Source organism: Desulforhopalus sp. (assembly GCA_030247675.1).
In the GTDB taxonomy this organism is placed as follows: domain Bacteria; phylum Desulfobacterota; class Desulfobulbia; order Desulfobulbales; family Desulfocapsaceae; genus Desulforhopalus_A.
Genome location: JAOTRX010000003.1, coordinates 386,145 through 403,445, shown reverse-complemented (window position 1 = coordinate 403,445; position 17,301 = coordinate 386,145). Strand labels below are relative to the sequence as shown.

At 54.2% G+C, this 17,301-nt stretch carries 14 protein-coding genes; 9 read left to right on the top strand and 5 right to left on the bottom strand.

From position 1 onward, the window contains the following. Positions 1-111: 111 nt before the first annotated feature. From OEL83_09005 to OEL83_08995, 3 genes are all read right to left on the bottom strand, one after another. Positions 112-885: a PEP-CTERM sorting domain-containing protein gene (locus tag OEL83_09005; protein ID MDK9707176.1), complete on the bottom strand. Its 774-nt coding sequence runs from the start codon at positions 883-885 to the stop codon at positions 112-114. A 497-nt stretch (positions 886-1,382) separates the two neighbouring features. Beyond that, complete coding sequence (locus OEL83_09000; protein MDK9707175.1) at positions 1,383-2,120, bottom strand: hypothetical protein; 738 nt, start codon at positions 2,118-2,120, stop codon at positions 1,383-1,385. A 422-nt stretch (positions 2,121-2,542) separates the two neighbouring features. Next, positions 2,543-3,376, bottom strand: a complete 834-nt coding sequence (locus OEL83_08995) for a GGDEF domain-containing protein (protein MDK9707174.1) — start codon at positions 3,374-3,376, stop codon at positions 2,543-2,545. 435 nt (positions 3,377-3,811) lie between these two features. Here OEL83_08995 and OEL83_08990 point away from each other — a divergent pair, with 435 nt between their 5' ends. From OEL83_08990 to OEL83_08950, 9 genes are all read left to right on the top strand, one after another. Next, a complete protein-coding gene (locus tag OEL83_08990; GenBank protein ID MDK9707173.1) occupies positions 3,812-5,455 on the top strand; it encodes a hydantoinase/oxoprolinase family protein in 1,644 nt (547 codons plus the stop codon). A 25-nt stretch (positions 5,456-5,480) separates the two neighbouring features. Continuing rightward, complete coding sequence (locus tag OEL83_08985) at positions 5,481-6,785, top strand: histone deacetylase (GenBank protein ID MDK9707172.1); 1,305 nt, start codon at positions 5,481-5,483, stop codon at positions 6,783-6,785. A 144-nt stretch (positions 6,786-6,929) separates the two neighbouring features. Next, positions 6,930-7,523, top strand: a complete 594-nt coding sequence (locus OEL83_08980) for a TetR/AcrR family transcriptional regulator (GenBank protein MDK9707171.1) — start codon at positions 6,930-6,932, stop codon at positions 7,521-7,523. Between the two features lie 11 nt (positions 7,524-7,534). Then, positions 7,535-9,661 (top strand): SulP family inorganic anion transporter, encoded by a 2,127-nt coding sequence (locus OEL83_08975; GenBank protein MDK9707170.1) that lies wholly within the window; start codon positions 7,535-7,537, stop codon positions 9,659-9,661. Positions 9,662-9,813: 152 nt separating this feature from the next. Then, positions 9,814-11,034: a response regulator gene (locus OEL83_08970; GenBank protein MDK9707169.1), complete on the top strand. Its 1,221-nt coding sequence runs from the start codon at positions 9,814-9,816 to the stop codon at positions 11,032-11,034. 58 nt (positions 11,035-11,092) lie between these two features. After that, positions 11,093-12,832 carry an ATP-binding protein gene (locus tag OEL83_08965; GenBank protein ID MDK9707168.1) on the top strand — a complete coding sequence of 580 codons (1,740 nt, stop codon included), beginning with the start codon at positions 11,093-11,095 and terminating at the stop codon, positions 12,830-12,832. A 43-nt stretch (positions 12,833-12,875) separates the two neighbouring features. Beyond that, on the top strand, positions 12,876-13,229 hold the full coding sequence (locus OEL83_08960) for a response regulator (GenBank protein MDK9707167.1): 354 nt from the start codon (positions 12,876-12,878) through the stop codon (positions 13,227-13,229). Then, a complete protein-coding gene (locus OEL83_08955; protein MDK9707166.1) occupies positions 13,226-13,888 on the top strand; it encodes a hypothetical protein in 663 nt (220 codons plus the stop codon). The genes OEL83_08960 and OEL83_08955 overlap by 4 nt, the downstream gene beginning before the upstream one ends. A gap of 87 nt (positions 13,889-13,975) precedes the next feature. Then, on the top strand, positions 13,976-14,404 hold the full coding sequence (locus tag OEL83_08950; GenBank protein ID MDK9707165.1) for a response regulator: 429 nt from the start codon (positions 13,976-13,978) through the stop codon (positions 14,402-14,404). Between the two features lie 60 nt (positions 14,405-14,464). Here OEL83_08950 and OEL83_08945 read toward each other — a convergent pair whose 3' ends face one another. Beyond that, on the bottom strand, positions 14,465-14,887 hold the full coding sequence (locus tag OEL83_08945; GenBank protein MDK9707164.1) for a response regulator: 423 nt from the start codon (positions 14,885-14,887) through the stop codon (positions 14,465-14,467). 154 nt (positions 14,888-15,041) lie between these two features. Then, positions 15,042-17,195: a response regulator gene (locus OEL83_08940; protein MDK9707163.1), complete on the bottom strand. Its 2,154-nt coding sequence runs from the start codon at positions 17,193-17,195 to the stop codon at positions 15,042-15,044. Between the last annotated feature and the right edge of the window lie 106 nt (positions 17,196-17,301).

The window sequence follows — 17,301 nt, the reverse complement described above, 5'->3', positions numbered from 1 at the left end:
TAAGCGTCAATAACCGGTACCTCTTCCGACCAGGCAGTCATTCTGACACCTACACCGGCGAAAGGCAATCCCTCAAAAGACACCGCGGTCACGCTCATCCACAATGCCCCTTTAAATTTTCCTTCGCCTCCTGGCCATCGCAGCCGCCAAACCAACAAGACCGGTGCCAAAGAGCAACATGGTTGCTGGCTCCGGGACAGGACCAGGCGCTTCGGGAGCGCGAACGGCCCATTCCTCAAAGCCTCCATTGGATTCAAACACCCCACCTTGAGCGCCAAATTTTGAATAGAGGTATACATAAGGATTGCTCACACCATTCAAAGTAAAGAGTTCATTGGGGATATAGGCGAACATGTTGGGCTGGCCGCTTCCAGATGCGAGACTATCATCAAGCTGGATAGAGTTACTTGCCCCCATATCATAAACAGCAGACAGGGTACCGAGCGTCTTCGTGGCCTGGTCATACAAGTTGCTTGCGAGACTACTCCCCGCCAAATAGATCCTCAGTTCGTCAAGAGAGAGTAGATTGTCTCCTGTCTTATTGCCTTCATTGGTGTCAAGGAGAAATTCCCGATAGTCTGTCCCGCCAATGTTGACTATTGGAATGGCGCTTAATTGGATGGAATGGGTAAACACCCCAGCTTTCTCATCAAGGACATACTGAGTGCCGTCGCTATTATACCCCTCCTCTATCCCGGCATCCTGCATCCGCAGGAATGAGGAGATAACACCCGATCCCGCAACTTGGCTGCCACCTTCAACGAAATATCCTCCACTGAAATATCCGCTACTCCCAAGCGCTGTCAGATCAAGCGGCGATGCGTGGGTGGTTGTATCAACCAGACTCATTAAAACCACGATGGTGATTGCAAGTTTTTTTCTCATAGTAGAGCCTCGCTAACATGATCACTCATAAAGAGCTTATTGTCGTATCCCACCCCTGCCCCTGCCTCTTACCCCTCCTTTCTAGCAATACTCGTACCATTTCAAAATTGACCACAATATCACCCTCATTTTTGAATTGTGTTGTGATTTAGCGGCCTCCAGTGAAATTTCGATCCGTTTATCCGGAAGTCTCTCCGTGTCCCCGGAGCCATACCATGAAGTTATGCATGCAGTATGGGGACATCTCGTTTATCAACGCCTTTGAGATACGCAAGCCTAAAATGGCCTGCGCTGGCCGTTTCCGATTGCAATGATGGCCGATCGAAGGGAACCATGCCAGAGCAAGCCGTTCCCTCCTTTTTGGGAGATGAGGGCTTGCTTCAAGTCATGAAAAATGTGGAAGAGAGGGAGGAGGCTGCAGGTATACCGCTGCGGGCGAGTCAGTCTCAGCTACTTGTTCACTTGTTGACACTACCTTTTGTGCAATTGCCGGACGATTACGCCTTCCCATCTTGAGCGGCGCCTTCCCCCTTGCCGCAAATGGAGCGCCAGGCGCCGTGTCCGGTATTTTCAACCGGCAGCACTGCCCCGCCCGCCCAGAGGCGCGGACGCAGCCAACCGCGGGTATCGACCAGGTCGTCCGGTCCAGCCACCAAGGCGTTCCGGTCAACCGACAGGACCCGGATGCCCCGCGCTTCAAGATCGCTAACCCGAACCATCAAGGGGACCTCGCGTAGACCTTTCAGTTCGATAAAGCGTCCGCTCCAGCCGGAAATGGTCAGGCCAACCCCGGCACAGGCGCCGATAATCCCGTCATTGGTGCCGCCATGTCCGGAAAGATGAAAGCCGTTCACCGCCTTAATCGCCTCTTTTTGCGTGACAACCCTGGTTGAGGCCAGTCGGCCAAAGGCAACCAGGGTATCGGTCGAAGATCCGCTCCCGGCAACGACGCACAGGCCAGGATCGCTCCCGTCCATAAAGTGCTCACGGATATGATCGGCGCCGAGATCAACCAATTGCTGAACCTGCGAGGGATCGACCGCATCAAGGATCACACAGGCTGAGCTGTTGTGGGAGGTGTAGGGAATCCCCTCAAGTACAGGCAACTGCTGACGCACCACGCCGTACATCTGTACACCCTGCGGCAGTTTCTTCTCAAACCAGCGGGCAAACTTGCCGGTGCCGCGATCGGCACCGAGCACATCGGTATCATCAAAACCAACATAGACACGCATTACTTTATTCCTCATTCTGAGCAGGCTGCAGACTGCTGACCCTTGCGTCCTGTTATTTTTGGTAAGCCATAATCCCTTTGCATGCCACCCAACCAAGAATCTGATTATCTTTTTGTAATAATAAGATAAATTCAAGAGAACACCGGCAACGACAAAGAGGATCCCACGTGCAAACCATACCCATGAGCTATAAACATCGCTACCAAATCAAGGTTTTAGCAAGATTATAACTACAAACGACCAATACAAACACCTATCAACAACAGAGCAAGTCACTGGGAGAGGACCAGAAAACCCGCAACAATTGAACAGTGACGACACCACATAATGACAAGAAGGAGAATCCGGCCCCAGCTGCTAAGAATGAACCGGCAGGAACAAAATTCTTTTCATGGTTTTTCGGCTCCGGCGCTGCAAAATCTCTACAAATTTGACTCAGCGGAGAGCATACTCCAGGGGATGACCTTGTTACGGCCGGTTTGTTTGGCGTGATACAGGGCCTTGTCGGCCCGGTCGGTGAGTTCTTCGAGGGTATCGTTATTCTGATATTGGGCAACGCCGATGGAGATGGTCATGGTAAATGGCAGATTGCTATGCAATTCCGCCTCGATACCCTGCCTGATCCGTTCGGAAAAGTTGAGAGCGGTCAATTCATCGGTTGCTCTGAGAAGAATAATGAATTCCTCCCCGCCCCAGCGGACGACCGTATCGTAGGGCCGGCACTGCTTCTTCAGAAACCTGCTGGTTTCCTGCAGGGCCAGATCACCGAAATGATGGCCATGGTTGTCGTTGACCCTTTTGAAGTGGTCGAGATCGAGGAACAGCAGGGTCAGCGCCTCACCCCGCCGCAGGCTGCGGGCACATTCATCGTAAAAGACCTCGACGAAATACCGGCGGTTTTTCAGTCCGGTCAGTGGATCATGGACCGACAACTCCTGCAGTTGACCAACCATCTCACTGATTTTCTTCTCTTTTTCGTTTCGAATCGTACCAAGGATACCGAAAACCACCCCAAAAACGGGGGGATGAGCAAGAAAAAACCAATGCAGCGGACTGCCGACAATTTCTCCCAGCAGTTCCCCACCAGCAACCTGCATCCCAAGAAAATGACTGTGCATCCAGATACTTACCAGAGGAATAGGCAAGCCCCACAGCACCCCGAACCAAATATAGTGATTTTTCAGGATGTTATAGCTAAAGGGCTGTCGCGCCGCCGCGACAAACTCATTAACCTGTTTGGGGAGAGATTCTGGCATGCCCGGTTACCGGTAGATATTGCAAGTGCGCTGGATGGTGGGTTTGCCAACACCCGATCTCGTTACCTAAACGAAATGATACGTCTTTGATTGCCCCTTCACAAGGAGAGTCTTTTTCAGTCCAGACTAAGCAGGACAAGAAATAGCAAGTGGGTAGCAAGCCTCCCGGCTACCGACAATCAACCACCAGCCACAGTCCCCAAGTGTCTGGACTTTGGCATTTTTGTATCCCACGGCGAACAAGAGCCGAGCCGCTACAGGGGATATATTCCAGCGACCTAAAAAAAACAATGGATTTTCGATGACAAATCATGCCATAACGCTATGATGCAAACAGTTACTTGTTTTCCTGGCACTGAGATATCGATTCTTTTTCATCGCTCCCCATGAAGGCTGAAAAAGGACAAAGACATTTCTAATTTAAAAGGTGCAGGCATGATTATCGGGATAGATGTTGGCGGAACCCATGCCGATGCGGTGCTCCTTGATGGCGACATGGTGGTGGCCAAGGACAAGGTCTGTGTCCAAGGCAGGCATCTCAGCGAAGTCATCATCAGCCTTCTGGAAGGCCTGGTATCGCCGGAAAGCCGCGGCAGCCTTAAGCGGATTCACCTGAGCAGCACCCTCTGCACCAATGCCATCGTCACCGGCTCCCTCGATCCGGTCGGCATGCTGGTCCAGGCCGGACCGGGGATGAATCCCGATTTTTTCTCGAAAAGCTGCCCGACCTGGTTCCTTGATGGCGTCATTGATCACCGCGGTCATATCCTCCGCGACCCGGACCCGGCAAAGATCGCCGACGCAGCAAACACCCTGCACCGCGAGGGCATTTCCTCCATCGGTATCGCCTGTAAGTTTTCCCATCGCAACAATCTCCACGAAAAACAAATCGCCGGGCAACTAGCCGGACGCTTTCGCCACATCACCATGGGCCACCGCATCTCCGGTCTTCCCAATTTCCCCCGCCGGGTGTACTCGACCTGGCTGAACGCCGCCCTGGCCTCCCGGTTCAACGCCTTCAAGGCCGCCCTGGAACAGGGCATCAAGCACCTGGGTATCACCTGTCCCTGCCATGTCCTGAAGGCCGACGGCGGCACTATGCCCTTCTCCCGGGCAAGCGAGTTTCCCTGCGAAAGCATTCACTCTGGTCCATCGGCAAGCGTTATGGGCTGTCTGGCCCTCTCCGCCCAAGCGGACGATGCGATCCTCCTTGATATCGGCGGAACAACCACGGACATCGCCCTGCTCGTCGACGGTGCCCCCCTGCTCGAGCCCTACGGCACCCTGATCGCCGGGCGGCCCACCCTGATCCGGGCACTGAAAACCGTCAGCATCGGCCTCGGCGGCGACAGCAGGGTCACCTGGCAGGACGGCGCCTTTCATATCGGGCCGGAGCATCAGGGTATCTCAATGGCCGCCGGCGGCACGGCGCCGACGCCGACCGACGCCATGGTCGTCCTCGGCAAGCTGGCCATCGGTTCACGGCAAAAGGCGGCGATGGCGATGCTTGCCCTTTGTCCGCAGGAGCCGCCCGATTACACGGCAAGCCTGCTCCTTGAGGCCTTTGTCGAACGCATCCGCCAGGCGGTCGAAGAGCTCATCGAAGAGGTGTTCAGCCGGCCGGTGTATACGGTCGCCGCCCTCCTCCATCGCCGACGCATCCAGCCCAAGCAGATCGTCGCCATCGGCGGCCCGGCCGAGGCCCTCCAGTCCTTCATTCAGGAGGCGCTGTTTCTGCCCTGTATAGTCCCCGCCAATTACGAGGTCGCCAACGCCCTCGGCGCCGCCCGGGCTCGCTTGACCTTCCAGGCAACCCTGTATGCCGATACCGGCGACAAGCGTCTGAGTATTCCAGAAATCTCCTGTCTGGAGACCATAACTCCACATTTCACCATGACCGATGCCGAGACTCGTCTGCAAACCGCTATTGCCGGCATGGTGAGTGAAATGGGCATGCCGTCCTGTCCGGAGATTGATTTTCTCGAAAGACTGGAGATGAACTGCGTGCGCGGTTTCAAGACAGCGGGAAAGATCCTGACCCTTAAGGCCCAGATCAGGCCGGGCCTTACCTCCATCTAAGGAGATACAACGTATGTCGTCCTTCATGCCCCGTGCCCCGCATAAAACCGGATTAATCCTGTTTCCGGCCTTCGACTGGTGCATCAGCCCAAGCCATCCGGAGCGCGAGGAACGCCTTCTTTACACCAGGGACCAAATCATCGAAGAGGGCCTTGAGGATGTCGAAAACATCGTATTTTTCAATCCCGAGCTGGCCACCTTTCACGATATCAACCGCGTCCATCACTGCGTGCCGTCGGCGGAGAAACTGCTCACCGAATCCCACCTCATCTCGGCCGGAGGCACCCTGCGCGCCGCCCGGGCGGTCATGAGCAAGGAGGTGGAGAAGGCCTTTGCCATCGTCCGCCCGCCCGGCCATCATGCCATGCAGACGGTCTTTGGCGACCGCGGCTTCTGTGTCATCAACATTGAAGCAATCATGGTGGAATATATCCGCCGCCACTACGGAATTCGCAAAATCGCCATCATCGATACCGACTGCCACCACGGCGACGGCACCCAGGATATCTTCTACAACGACCCCGACACCCTGTTCATCTCGATGCATCAAGACGGCCGGACCCTCTACCCCGGCAGCGGTTTTCTCCATGAAACCGGCGGCCCGGCAGCGGAAGGCTACACCATCAATATCCCCTTGCCGCCGAACACCTGCGACGAAGGCTTTGACATGGTCATGGAACGGGTGGTCATGCCGGTACTCCATGAATTCCAACCGGAGTTGATCATCAATTCCGCCGGCCAGGACAACCACTATACCGACCCGATCACCAACATGAACTTCACCGCCCAGGGCTATGCCCGGCTCAACCGGCTGCTCAACCCGGATATCTGCGTCCTGGAAGGCGGCTACTCCATTGAGGGCGCCCTGCCCTACACCAATCTCGGCATCATCCTGGCGATGGCCGGCATGGATTTTTCCCAGGTCCGGGAGCCGGACTACGACCCGAGCCAATTCATTCAAGCCCCTGATATGACCCGCTATATCGAGGCCATCTGTGACAAGGCCCTGGCGGTATGGGCCAAACGGGGCCCGAGAAGACGTGAGGCCGAACAGCGGCGAGTCGTCACCAAACAGAAAGAAATCTTTTACGACACCACCGGTTTTCATGTCCGGGAAAATACTGCCCACCACCTTTGTCCCCACTGTCCCGGCTTTTCGGAGATCACAGCCACCGGCCGGAATACCCACCTGCACGCCTTCACCGTGCCCTTCAACGCCTGCAGACACTGTCAGGACACAGCCAAAGACACTTTCGCCGCCACCATGCCGGTGCCCGGCACCCTTATTGCCCTCCAGGACCGGATAGCCGATATCTACGAAACCAAATAATCCCTTCGCCACTTTTTTTAGACAGCATCTCCTTGAGCCCATTTAAAAATCAGTTGGAATTTTTTCTTGACTGATTTTTTCGCATATTGTACTTACTGACTGATCAGTCAGTTTTAAGCATGTCATACCACCAAGGAGATGTGGATGCCAAAGAAGTCAAAAAAAGCCGAGATCATCGATACCGCCACCATCCTCTTTGCCACCAAGGGCTTTACCAACACCTCGATGACCGAGGTGGCCAGCCTCACCGGCATTGTCGGGGCAACGATCTTCTACCATTTCAAAACCAAAGAGGACCTTTTCGTCTCGGTGCTGGAAAACGTCAAAACCGGGCTCATCGAGGCATTCTCCCTCTATTTCCAGGAAGAGCTCTTTCCTTCCGGCCTGGAAAGGCTGCTCGGTGCAATAGCCTATCATCTCCATCTTTCAGAAACCAAAAAAGAATGGTTCCTCCTTTTGCGCCGGCATTATACCCACGAACTGGCGGCGGTAAATCCCACCTGCCGCAAACATCTGGAGGCTGTTTATACCTGTCTGATCGAGATCTTTGAAAAGGCTTTGACCATCGGCCAAGAGGATGGCTCGATCGGGCCCCTGGCAGCGAAGAAGACCGCCCTGATCATCCTCGCCATGGTTGATGGGATTATTCAATTGGAAAACAACAATTTATACAATGCAGGCACGCTATACAGCGAACTCTTGGCGTCCTGCCGGAGAATGGTGGAAAACAAACAATAAAGGTGGAGTGCATGCTGATCAAAATTTTTCCGTTCCTCAGTTGGTTGAAGGGCTACAACACCAACACTTTCCGGCAGGATTTCATCGCCGGACTGACCGTCGCCCTGGTTCTTATCCCGCAGTCAATGGCCTATGCCCAGCTGGCCGGGATGCCCTCGTATTACGGCTTGTATGCGGCCTTTCTGCCGCCGATGATCGCCGCCCTGTTCGGCTCCAGCCGACAGCTGGCAACCGGACCGGTGGCGGTGGTTTCCCTTATGACCGCCGCTTCCCTTGCGCCTCTCGCCACCGCCGGCAGTGAAGGCTATATCGCCTATGCCCTGCTGCTGTCGCTGATCGTCGGGACCTTTCAATTCCTCCTCGGCGTTTTCCGTCTCGGCCTGGTCGTCAACTTTCTTTCCCATCCGGTGGTCAACGGCTTCACCAATGCCGGGGCAATCATCATCGCCACCTCGCAATTGGAGAAGATGTTCGGGGTATACGTTGACGGCAAGGCACACCACTATGAAACGATCATTGAGGTCTGCAAAAGCGCGGTCCACTACACCCACTGGCCAACCCTCATCATCGGTGTCAGCGCCTTCATCCTGATGTTCGTCTTGAAAAAAATCGCCCCGAAGGTGCCAAACGTCCTGGTGGCGGTAGCCCTGACCACGGTCGTTTCCTGGGCAATCGGCTTCCAGCACGATACCAAAGCGAATATTGCCGACATCCACTCCGCCAGCACCAAGGAAATGATTGCTGCCTTCAACTCGGCGATGAAGGCCAAACCGGAACTCGAAAAAAAACAAACCGAGGCCAGCAAGACCCTTGATGAGGCGAAGAAGTCTCATGACATAACAGCTGTGCTGAGGGCCGAACACGAGGTAAAAACCATCCAATTCGGCCTGGAAGAACTGAGCGGCAAGGCCGCCCAATTCCGCAAGCAACTGCGCGATGTTCTGTTGCAGGGTGTGCCTTCGGAAAATGGCCAAATAGCCTTCTATGAAAAAGGAGCTGTGCCGGCGGGAACTCAGGATGATGGCCGGACCTGGCGATTGAAGGTCGGCAACAAGGCTCTCAAGACCGAGGAACTGACCCTGATGGGCGGCGGAGCGGTGGTTGGCGACATCCCAAAAGGCCTGCCGAGTTTTTCCATGCCGCCGCTTGATATGCGGGCCATTTCCCATCTTCTGGCAAGCGCCATCATTATCTCCCTCCTCGGCTTTATGGAGGCCATCTCCATCGCCAAGGCCATGGCCGCCAAAACCGGTCAACGGCTTGATCCCAACCAGGAATTGATTGGTCAGGGCCTTGCCAACATCATCGGCTCAATGACCAACGCCTACCCCGGTTCCGGATCCTTTTCCCGGTCGGCGGTCAATCTCCAGGCCGGGGCAGTAAGCGGCATGTCCAGCCTTTTTACCAGCATCACCGTCGGTTTGGTTCTGCTGTTCTTCACCCCGCTGCTCTACCATCTGCCACAATCGGTACTGGCGGCGGTCATCATGATGGCGGTTATCGGCCTGATCAACGCCTCCGGCTTTATCCACGCCTGGCATGCCAAGAAATATGACGGGGCCATCTCGGTCTTTTCCTTTTTAATGACCCTGGCCTTCGCCCCGCATCTCGACAAGGGTATCATGATCGGCGTCTTTCTCTCTCTGGCCGTGTTCCTCTACAAGAGCATGCGTCCGAACGTCTCGACCCTTTCCCGCCATGACGACGAATCCCTGAAGAGTTCGGTTATCCACGGCCTCAAGGAATGTCAGTATATCGATATGATCCGCTTTGAAGGGCCGCTGTTCTTCGCCAACGCCAGTTTTCTCGAAGACAAGATCACCGACCGGATGATGAACAAAAAAAGCCTCAAACACATTGTTATTGTCGCCAATGGCATGAACGACATCGATGCCTCCGGTGAGGAGGTGCTTTCTCTTGTCGTGTCGACCGTGCGCAGCGCCGGTCTGGATATCTCGTTCTCCGGGGTCAATGAATCGGTCATGGCGGTCCTTGAAAGAACTCATCTGATCGAAAAGATCGGCCGCGACCATATCTACTCAACAATGGAAAAAGCAATCTGCGCGGTTCACGAAACGGCCCATAAGAAATCTGAAGAAAACGAATGCCCGCTTACCAATGTATGCTATATTTCGTAACGATAAATGGGACACTGCCCGGCTGCCATGGTGGCCTGAGGATTTTTATGAACCCTTTTTCAGCCAATCCCTGTAACACACCCCTTACCCGGAAAAAAGGGTAGGTAACAATCTTTCTAGGGTCTGCGCAGCAGCCCCAAAAAGGAGATACTATGTCTGTCATAACAATCGTTGGCGCGGCCTTCAGCAACAAATCGTCGGTTATCAAGGAACTCGCCGCCACCTCCCAATACAAAGTGGTCGACCAGAATACGGTCATTGCCGGGGCCGTGGCCAGCTCGGGCATGAACGAGAACAAAATCCTCGGGGCCTTTTCCGCCAAAACCTCGGTTTTCAACCGCTTCACCCACGAAAAGGAGCGGTCGGTTGCCCATCTGCGCCTGGCGCTCGCCAATATCATGAACGAAGACCAGTTGCTCATCACCGGCCCGGTCAGTTTTCTCATCCCGGAAAAAATCAGCCATGTACTGCGGGTCTGCCTGGTCGCCGAATTGAAGTTTCGAATGGGCGAGGCCGTGCAGCGCGAGGGGCTCACCGAGAAAAGTGCCCTGCAGCGAATCCGCCAGCAGGACGAGGACCTCTCCGCCTGGCTGAAGATGCTCGGCAGGGGGGAAGACCCTTGGGCCTCCGGCCTCTATGATGTCGTCCTGCCGATGGACAAGACCGCGGTAAACGATGCCGCCAAACTGATCCTGGAAAAATCCACCAGCGATGTGGTTGCCACAACCGCCCACTCCCAGGCGGCCCTCGCCGATTTCCTCCTGGCGGCCAAGGTCGATGTCCAACTGGCCCAAGAAGGCCACAATGTCCTGGTCGATGCCCATAAGGGGGCAATTACCCTGACCATCAACAAAAATGTCCTGATGCTTTCCCGGCTGGAGGAAGATCTGAAATCAATCGTCAAAAAAGTCCAGGGGGTTACCGCAGTCAGCACCCGCATCGGCGAGGGCTTTCATCAGCCGGACATCTACCGCCGTTACGACTTCGAGATGCCGTCAAAGGTATTGCTGGTCGATGACGAACGCGACTTCGTCCAGACCCTGTCCGAACGCCTGATCATGCGCGACATGGGTTCGGCGGTGGCCTACGACGGCGAATCGGCCCTGACCATGATTGCCGACGAGGAACCGGAAGTCATGATCCTCGACCTGCGCATGCCGGGCATCGACGGCATCGAGGTACTGCGCCAGGTGAAGACCACCAATCCGGATATCGAGGTCATTGTCCTCACCGGTCACGGCACGGAAAAGGACAAGGATGTCTGTATGGAGCTCGGCGCCTTCGCCTTCCTCCAAAAACCTGTGGATATTCAACTGCTCAGCAAGACCCTGATGAAGGCCAACGAAAAGGTGCAGAGCAAAAAGCGGGGATAAAAATACCAGCGGGACGCGCAGCCAGGCGTCCCGCATCTCGGGTGTGTTTGAGGTAACCATGTCGATAATCAACCAGCTCAAGCCTGAATTTTGGCATAACAGTGACTTATCTACAGGACCCTTCCGGCAGATGTTCAATTTCCGGCGGATCTGGAAGATCTCCGTCCTGCTGACCTCGCTGGTGACCCTTCTGCCCCTTATCATCATCACCAGCGTTGATTACAATTTTACCCAAAAATCAATTGAATCGGACCACCTGCTGCGCACACTGCGCATTGGCTCAAACGCCAAACGATCGATATCTTTCTTCCTCAGTGAACGCCTCTCCGCCCTGACCTTTATCGTCCGGACCAATCCCATCGAAGAGCTGGCGCAACCGGAGAAACTCGATTTTATTCTCAAAAACCTGCTCCTAAGTTACCACGGTTTCGTTGATCTCGGGGTGATTGACCAAAGCGGTGTGCAGATCAACTATGTCGGGCCATATCCCCTGGAAGGCAAAGATTACAGCAACCAGGATTGGTTTAAAGAGGTACAGGGCAAGGGTTTTTACATCAGCGAGGTCTTCCTGGGCTACAGGAACACCCCGCACCTCATCATTGCCGCAAAATACGCCCTGGCCAATGGCTCATTCTATGTATTACGCGCCGCACTCGACACCACCCGCTTCAACGAATTACTTCGTGGCTTTGAACTGAGCGGCCGGGGCGACGCCTTTCTCATTGATCACGCCGGGGTCATCCAGACCCCCACCCTGTATCATGGCAAGGTTTTTGATACAATTCCCTACACCATTCCGGCCTACTCCGACCACACCGAAATCCGTGAGGAAAGCAATAAATCCGGCGAAGAGATAATTATTTGCTCAGCTTATATTCCCGATTCTCCGTATATCCTCGTTATCGTCAAGGAGAAGGACGAGCTGATGAAGCCATGGCGGGACACCCGTTTCAAGCTTATCGTCTTTCTTGTTATCAGTATCACTATCATTGTCCTGGCGATTTTCGGTTTCTCTACCTATATGGTTAACAGCATGTATCTTCTCGACCAGCGCCGCCTTGCCACCCTGCACCAGATGGAGTACTCCAACAAACTGGCATCGATCGGCCGCCTGGCAGCCGGTGTTGCCCACGAAATCAACAACCCCCTGGCGATCATCAATGAGAAGGCCGGTCTAATACGGGACATCATCACCTACACCGACAGCGGCAGCCAAAACTTGCGGATACCCGAATTGATCGACTCGGTTCTGGCCTCGGTGGAACGCTGTGGCAGGATCACCAAACGGCTGCTCGGTTTTGCCCGGCATATGGACAGCGCCATCGAAAACGTCCAACTTGGTGAAATACTAAAAGAGGTCCTCGGTTTTTTGCATAAGGAGGCCGAGTACCGGAATATTGCCATCAACCTCGATCTTACCAACGACCTGCCCCAGTTCCAAAGTGACCGGGGCAAATTGCAGCAAATCTTTTTAAATATCATTAACAATGCCTTCTCCGCCATGACTGTTGGCGGTCGCCTGGAAATCAGGGTGAAACGTAAGGGAGAAGGACATATCCTTGTCACAATCGGCGACAACGGTTGCGGCATGTCGGAGGCCGATCTGGGCAAGATTTTCGAACCGTTCTTCTCTACCAAAACCAAGACCGGCGGCACCGGCCTCGGTTTATCGATCACCTACGGATTAATCCAGGAACTCGGCGGCACGATTCAGGTTACCAGCAAGCTGGGGATGGGCACGACCTTTGCCATCACTCTCCCGCTCCAGCCGCCTCGCCCCGTTCAACGGGACTCTTAAAAATTGCCCGGAAGGGTGTAATCAATCAGCGGAGAAACTAGCAATGCGTGTGTTACTGGTAGACGACGAGAAAGAATTTGTCACAACCCTGGCCGAGCGCCTGTCGCTTCGCGGTTTCACGGTCGATTTTGCGATCCGGGCCGCAGACGCGCTGGATCTCGCCGGAAAAAACGCCTACAACCTGGCGATCCTCGACATGAAAATGCCCGGCACCAGTGGCCTTGAACTGAAAGCGTTACTGGAAAAAGTGCAACAGGGCATGCGCTTCATCTTTCTCACCGGCCATGGCTCCGAGGCGGATTATGTTGCCGGCTGTTCCGCCTCGGCTTGCTATCTCGTCAAACCGGTTAACATCGACATTCTTATCACCAAGATGCACGAGGCATTACAACCATGAGCAAACACGACATGACTGTCCAGTACGATGCAATTGGCGGTGCCGGATTACGCTTTTTCGGCCAGGTATCCGCCTCCATTGCCCATGAGATAAAGAATGTCCTGGCAATCATCAACGAAAACGCCGGACTCCTCGAAGACCTGACCTTTGCCGCCCGGAAAGGCTCGGCCATCGATCCGGAACGGCTCAACAAGGCCTGTCAGCAGTTTTCCAAACAGATCGAACGAGCCGATGAAATAATGAAAAACATGAGCAGTTTTGCCCACAGCGTCGATTCCTTTACTGCCGACATCAATCTGTATGAGGTGGCGAATCTGGTGGCAAATCTTGCCGGACGAAAGGCGGCAATGCGCAAGCTGACCATAAGGGTCGATACGCCGAAGGCCCCGGTAATCATTTCCGGGAACCCCTTTCTCCTGCAGAATCTCATCTGGTTGTGCCTGGAATTCGCCATTGGCGCTACCGATGCCGGTGCCACCCTGCACTGCAGCGCCGGAAAGGAGGACACCAGGGTCAGTCTGCGCATCGGCGGCATAAGCGGTCTGGGTGGCGACTTTTCTGCCCGGATGCCTGCCGGGCATAAGGACCTTCTCGCCGCCCTTGGGGCAGAACTGTCAGCCGACCTGAATAGGCAAGAACTGGTGGTCCATCTGTTTTAATGCCGGTATTTGGCAACTTACAGTAAACTATCGAACTCTTGCTTTGTAAACAAGACGTATCAACACCGAGTAAAAGGAGTACACACCATGTCTGAGAAAATATTACTGATCGATGATGAAGAAGATTTCCTGAGCCTGATGTCGGAGCGGATGGAGGCCAGGAACATGCAGGTATCCACCTCTTCATCGGCAAAGGATGGCCTGGCAAAAGCTACCCAGGGAAACTATGACGCAGTCATTCTCGACTTGATGATGCCGGAGATGAACGGCATCGAAGTTCTGAAAATTCTTAAGGAAAAAAATCCGGATGTCGAGGTTATCCTGCTTACCGGTCATGCCACCATCAAGCAGGGTATTGAGGCGATGAAACTCGGCGCCCTCGACCTGCTGGAAAAACCGGCAAATATAGATGCCCTGACGGAGAAAATTCACGCCGCCCAGGCCAAGAAAATGCTCATCGTCGAGAAAAAAAACGAAGAGATGATTAAGAAGATCATGGCCACCAAGGGCTGGTGACGGCCCGTCAGTGCGGCGGACCGGTGCTCCACCGGTCCGCCGCGCTGGCCCAAAGACCTTTCAGACAATCAGACCGATACTGCGCATTTCACTGAGCAGGCGCTCCTTTTCTATCGGTTTAACGATATAGGAAGTTGCTCCCCCTTTTGAATAGGCCTTGACGACCGTCTTCGCATCATCCAGCGCCGAAATCATAATCACCTTCACCTCCTCGGAACCGATGATGCCCAGGGCCTTCTCCACGTCGCGGATTTTCACCAAGGCCTCGTTGCCGTCCATCGTCGGCATCATGATATCCATGCAAATAAGATCGTACGGTACCTGCTTGCGCCAAGCGACGCGAAAGGCCTGGACGGCTTCCTCGCCGTTCACAGCGATATCGACAGAACCATAACTATCGAGGATATCACGAATAACCTGCCTGACCATAAAATCATCTTCAACCACCAAAATCCTCAATTTCGATCCCTTTTCACTTGGCATACTCATCCTCCGCAGCTTTATACCACAAGGGCATACGTTTCGTTTGAACAGACAGGCTGTTTAACTCAGCTTTTAACATCTCTTAATATCATCCGAGACAAGAATCTCAGATAGTTACAACACTAGGCTTCACGCCAATTCCACTGCTCCGCAGCTACCCTGACACCGCTCCTGACGATTGCAGGAGCTGCTGCACCCGCATTTCCTCTTCAAAGCGCCGGAATTCATGGGCCAGCCGGTCAATTTCCGACGAAATATCCATATCTTCCTCATTATTTCGTATCTGCATAAGGATCCCAAAGAGTTCGTCGGCGATATTGGTACCCCCTATCTCCATCGCCTTTTCCTTCAAACTGTGCACCTCCTGTTGTAAGAGAGGTCCCTTGCCTTCTCTCGCGGCGCCTTTGCGCAACAGGTCAATCTTCTCAGGAGTATCTCGGACAAAGGCCCTGATCCGTTCAAGCATGAGCCCCCTGTCGCCGGCCGCCTTATGTAAGGCGTCAGTTTCATTAAATATCTCCGTGGAAAGAATGGAGGTATCGGCAAGGTTCTTCCCCCTTTCCCTGGTCTGTTGGACCTTGCCACTCCGGCCGCTGCGGATCAATCTCTTCGCCTTGGCAATGAAGTCAAGAACAACAAAGGGCTTGGCAAGAAAATCATTCATACCCGCCTGCAGGCAGCGAACCCGCTCATCCTCGCTGGCCATGCCGGTCAGGGCGATAATCGGCAGACGGTTTTCCTTGCTCACTCCGGCGAGATCTTCCCGCCGGCGAATCTGCCGAACAACCTCATAGCCATCCATCCCCGGCAATTTCAGATCAAGCATCATCAGGTCAAAAGACCTGGCGGCACACTCTTTGAGGGCGGCATCCCCATCGGCGACGTTAATGACCGCATATCCCTCATGGGTGAGGATTTCGTGGATAACCCACTGGTTCGTTTGATCGTCCTCCACCACCAGCACCGTCCCGGCCTCTTCCTCCCGTGACGTGGCGGAGAACGAATCAATGCTCTCGCCCGGTTCATCGTCTTTTGCATCCTTGGCTACTTCGGCGCTAAACAAGCAAGTAAAATGAAAGGTGCTTCCCTGCCCGGGTTCACTCTCGACCCAAATCCGGCCGTCCATCATATGCACCAGCTTGCTGCAGATGTTCAAACCAAGTCCCACCCCGCCGTACTTGCGGGTGGTTGAGCTGTCGGCCTGGGTAAATGCATCAAATATCAACGAAATCTTATCCTTATCGACGCCGATACCGGTGTCCCGGACGGAGAAGTGGAGGTTCACCAGTTGGTCATCGGCGGTCACCTTCGCATCGCTTCGCCGGCAGGTCAGCACCACCTCGCCGTATTGGGTGAACTTAATGGCATTCGACACCAGGTTTAAAAGTATCTGTCGCAGGCGATTCGGATCGCCGATTACGCCATGCGGCACATCGAGAGAGATATCGCTGGAAAGTCGTATGGCCTTTTCCTCGGCCTGAAAATGCTGCAGATCAACGACCGAGAGAATGACCGTGCGGGGATCGAAGGCAATTTTCTCCAGATGCAGCCTGCCCGCCTCAATTTTCGAGAGGTCGAGGATATCGCTGAGCAGGTTGTGCATGACCACGGTTGACACCCGGGCCATCTCCAGATAGGCCTTTTGCTTGGGGAGGAGCTCCGTGTCCAGGACCAGATTCAAAAGGCCGATGGCACTGGTCATGGGCGTGCGGATTTCATGGCTCATATTGGCCAGAAACTCGCTCTTCGCCTTATTGGCGTTCTCGGCCAGAACCTTCGCCTCACGCAATGAATTCTCCAAAAGCCGTCTTTCCTCGATCTCTTTCTGCAGCTGCCGGTTGGCCTCGCTAAGTGCAGCGGTCCGCCTTTCCACCAGTTCTTCCAGATGATTGTGGTAGGCCTCCAATTGCTCTTGCTTGTTTTGCACCTCCTGGAGCAATCGCCTCTTCTCCAGGGCCTTTTCAATGACCATTGCCAGTTCGTTGTAATCAACCGGCTTCTGCAGGTAATTAAAGGCCCCGGCGCCCATGGTATTGATTGCCGTTTTAATATCGGTATAGCCGGTAACGACAATACACTGCAACTTGGGATAGAGCCTGGTTGCCCGGGAAACGATTTCATAACCGTCCATACCCGGCATCTTGAAGTCGGTGATGAGCACGTCAATATCTTCGCGCTGCAGTATTTCCAGGGCATTTATCCCAGACGACGAGATGAATACCTGATAAGACAGCCGCGACAACCGCCGCCGGTACAAATCGAGCATTTCCGGTTCATCATCTACAACTAAAAGTTTTGCTATTACCATGACCGGTCCTTGCTCTTCCATCGGCACAAAGGGTGCACAAGATCCCTTCGAAACCGTTGACGGAGGTTTCCTCCATGCATTTCAGTATCAAGTTCAACACAGGTCA

Excerpts from the sequence above, each read along its gene's own strand:
- OEL83_08995 (MDK9707174.1), bottom strand. The coding sequence starts at position 3,376 with ATGCCAGAATCTCTCCCCAAACAGGTTAATGAGTTTGTCGCGGCGGCG.
- OEL83_09000 (MDK9707175.1), bottom strand. The coding sequence starts at position 2,120 with ATGCGTGTCTATGTTGGTTTTGATGATACCGATGTGCTCGGTGCCGAT.
- OEL83_08955 (MDK9707166.1), top strand. The coding sequence starts at position 13,226 with ATGAGCAAACACGACATGACTGTCCAGTACGATGCAATTGGCGGTGCC.
- OEL83_08950 (MDK9707165.1), top strand. The coding sequence starts at position 13,976 with ATGTCTGAGAAAATATTACTGATCGATGATGAAGAAGATTTCCTGAGC.
- OEL83_09005 (MDK9707176.1), bottom strand. The coding sequence starts at position 885 with ATGAGAAAAAAACTTGCAATCACCATCGTGGTTTTAATGAGTCTGGTT.
- OEL83_08940 (MDK9707163.1), bottom strand. The coding sequence starts at position 17,195 with ATGGTAATAGCAAAACTTTTAGTTGTAGATGATGAACCGGAAATGCTC.
- OEL83_08990 (MDK9707173.1), top strand. The coding sequence starts at position 3,812 with ATGATTATCGGGATAGATGTTGGCGGAACCCATGCCGATGCGGTGCTC.
- OEL83_08970 (MDK9707169.1), top strand. The coding sequence starts at position 9,814 with ATGTCTGTCATAACAATCGTTGGCGCGGCCTTCAGCAACAAATCGTCG.
- OEL83_08980 (MDK9707171.1), top strand. The coding sequence starts at position 6,930 with ATGCCAAAGAAGTCAAAAAAAGCCGAGATCATCGATACCGCCACCATC.
- OEL83_08975 (MDK9707170.1), top strand. The coding sequence starts at position 7,535 with ATGCTGATCAAAATTTTTCCGTTCCTCAGTTGGTTGAAGGGCTACAAC.
- OEL83_08945 (MDK9707164.1), bottom strand. The coding sequence starts at position 14,887 with ATGCCAAGTGAAAAGGGATCGAAATTGAGGATTTTGGTGGTTGAAGAT.
- OEL83_08965 (MDK9707168.1), top strand. The coding sequence starts at position 11,093 with ATGTCGATAATCAACCAGCTCAAGCCTGAATTTTGGCATAACAGTGAC.
- OEL83_08960 (MDK9707167.1), top strand. The coding sequence starts at position 12,876 with ATGCGTGTGTTACTGGTAGACGACGAGAAAGAATTTGTCACAACCCTG.
- OEL83_08985 (MDK9707172.1), top strand. The coding sequence starts at position 5,481 with ATGCCCCGTGCCCCGCATAAAACCGGATTAATCCTGTTTCCGGCCTTC.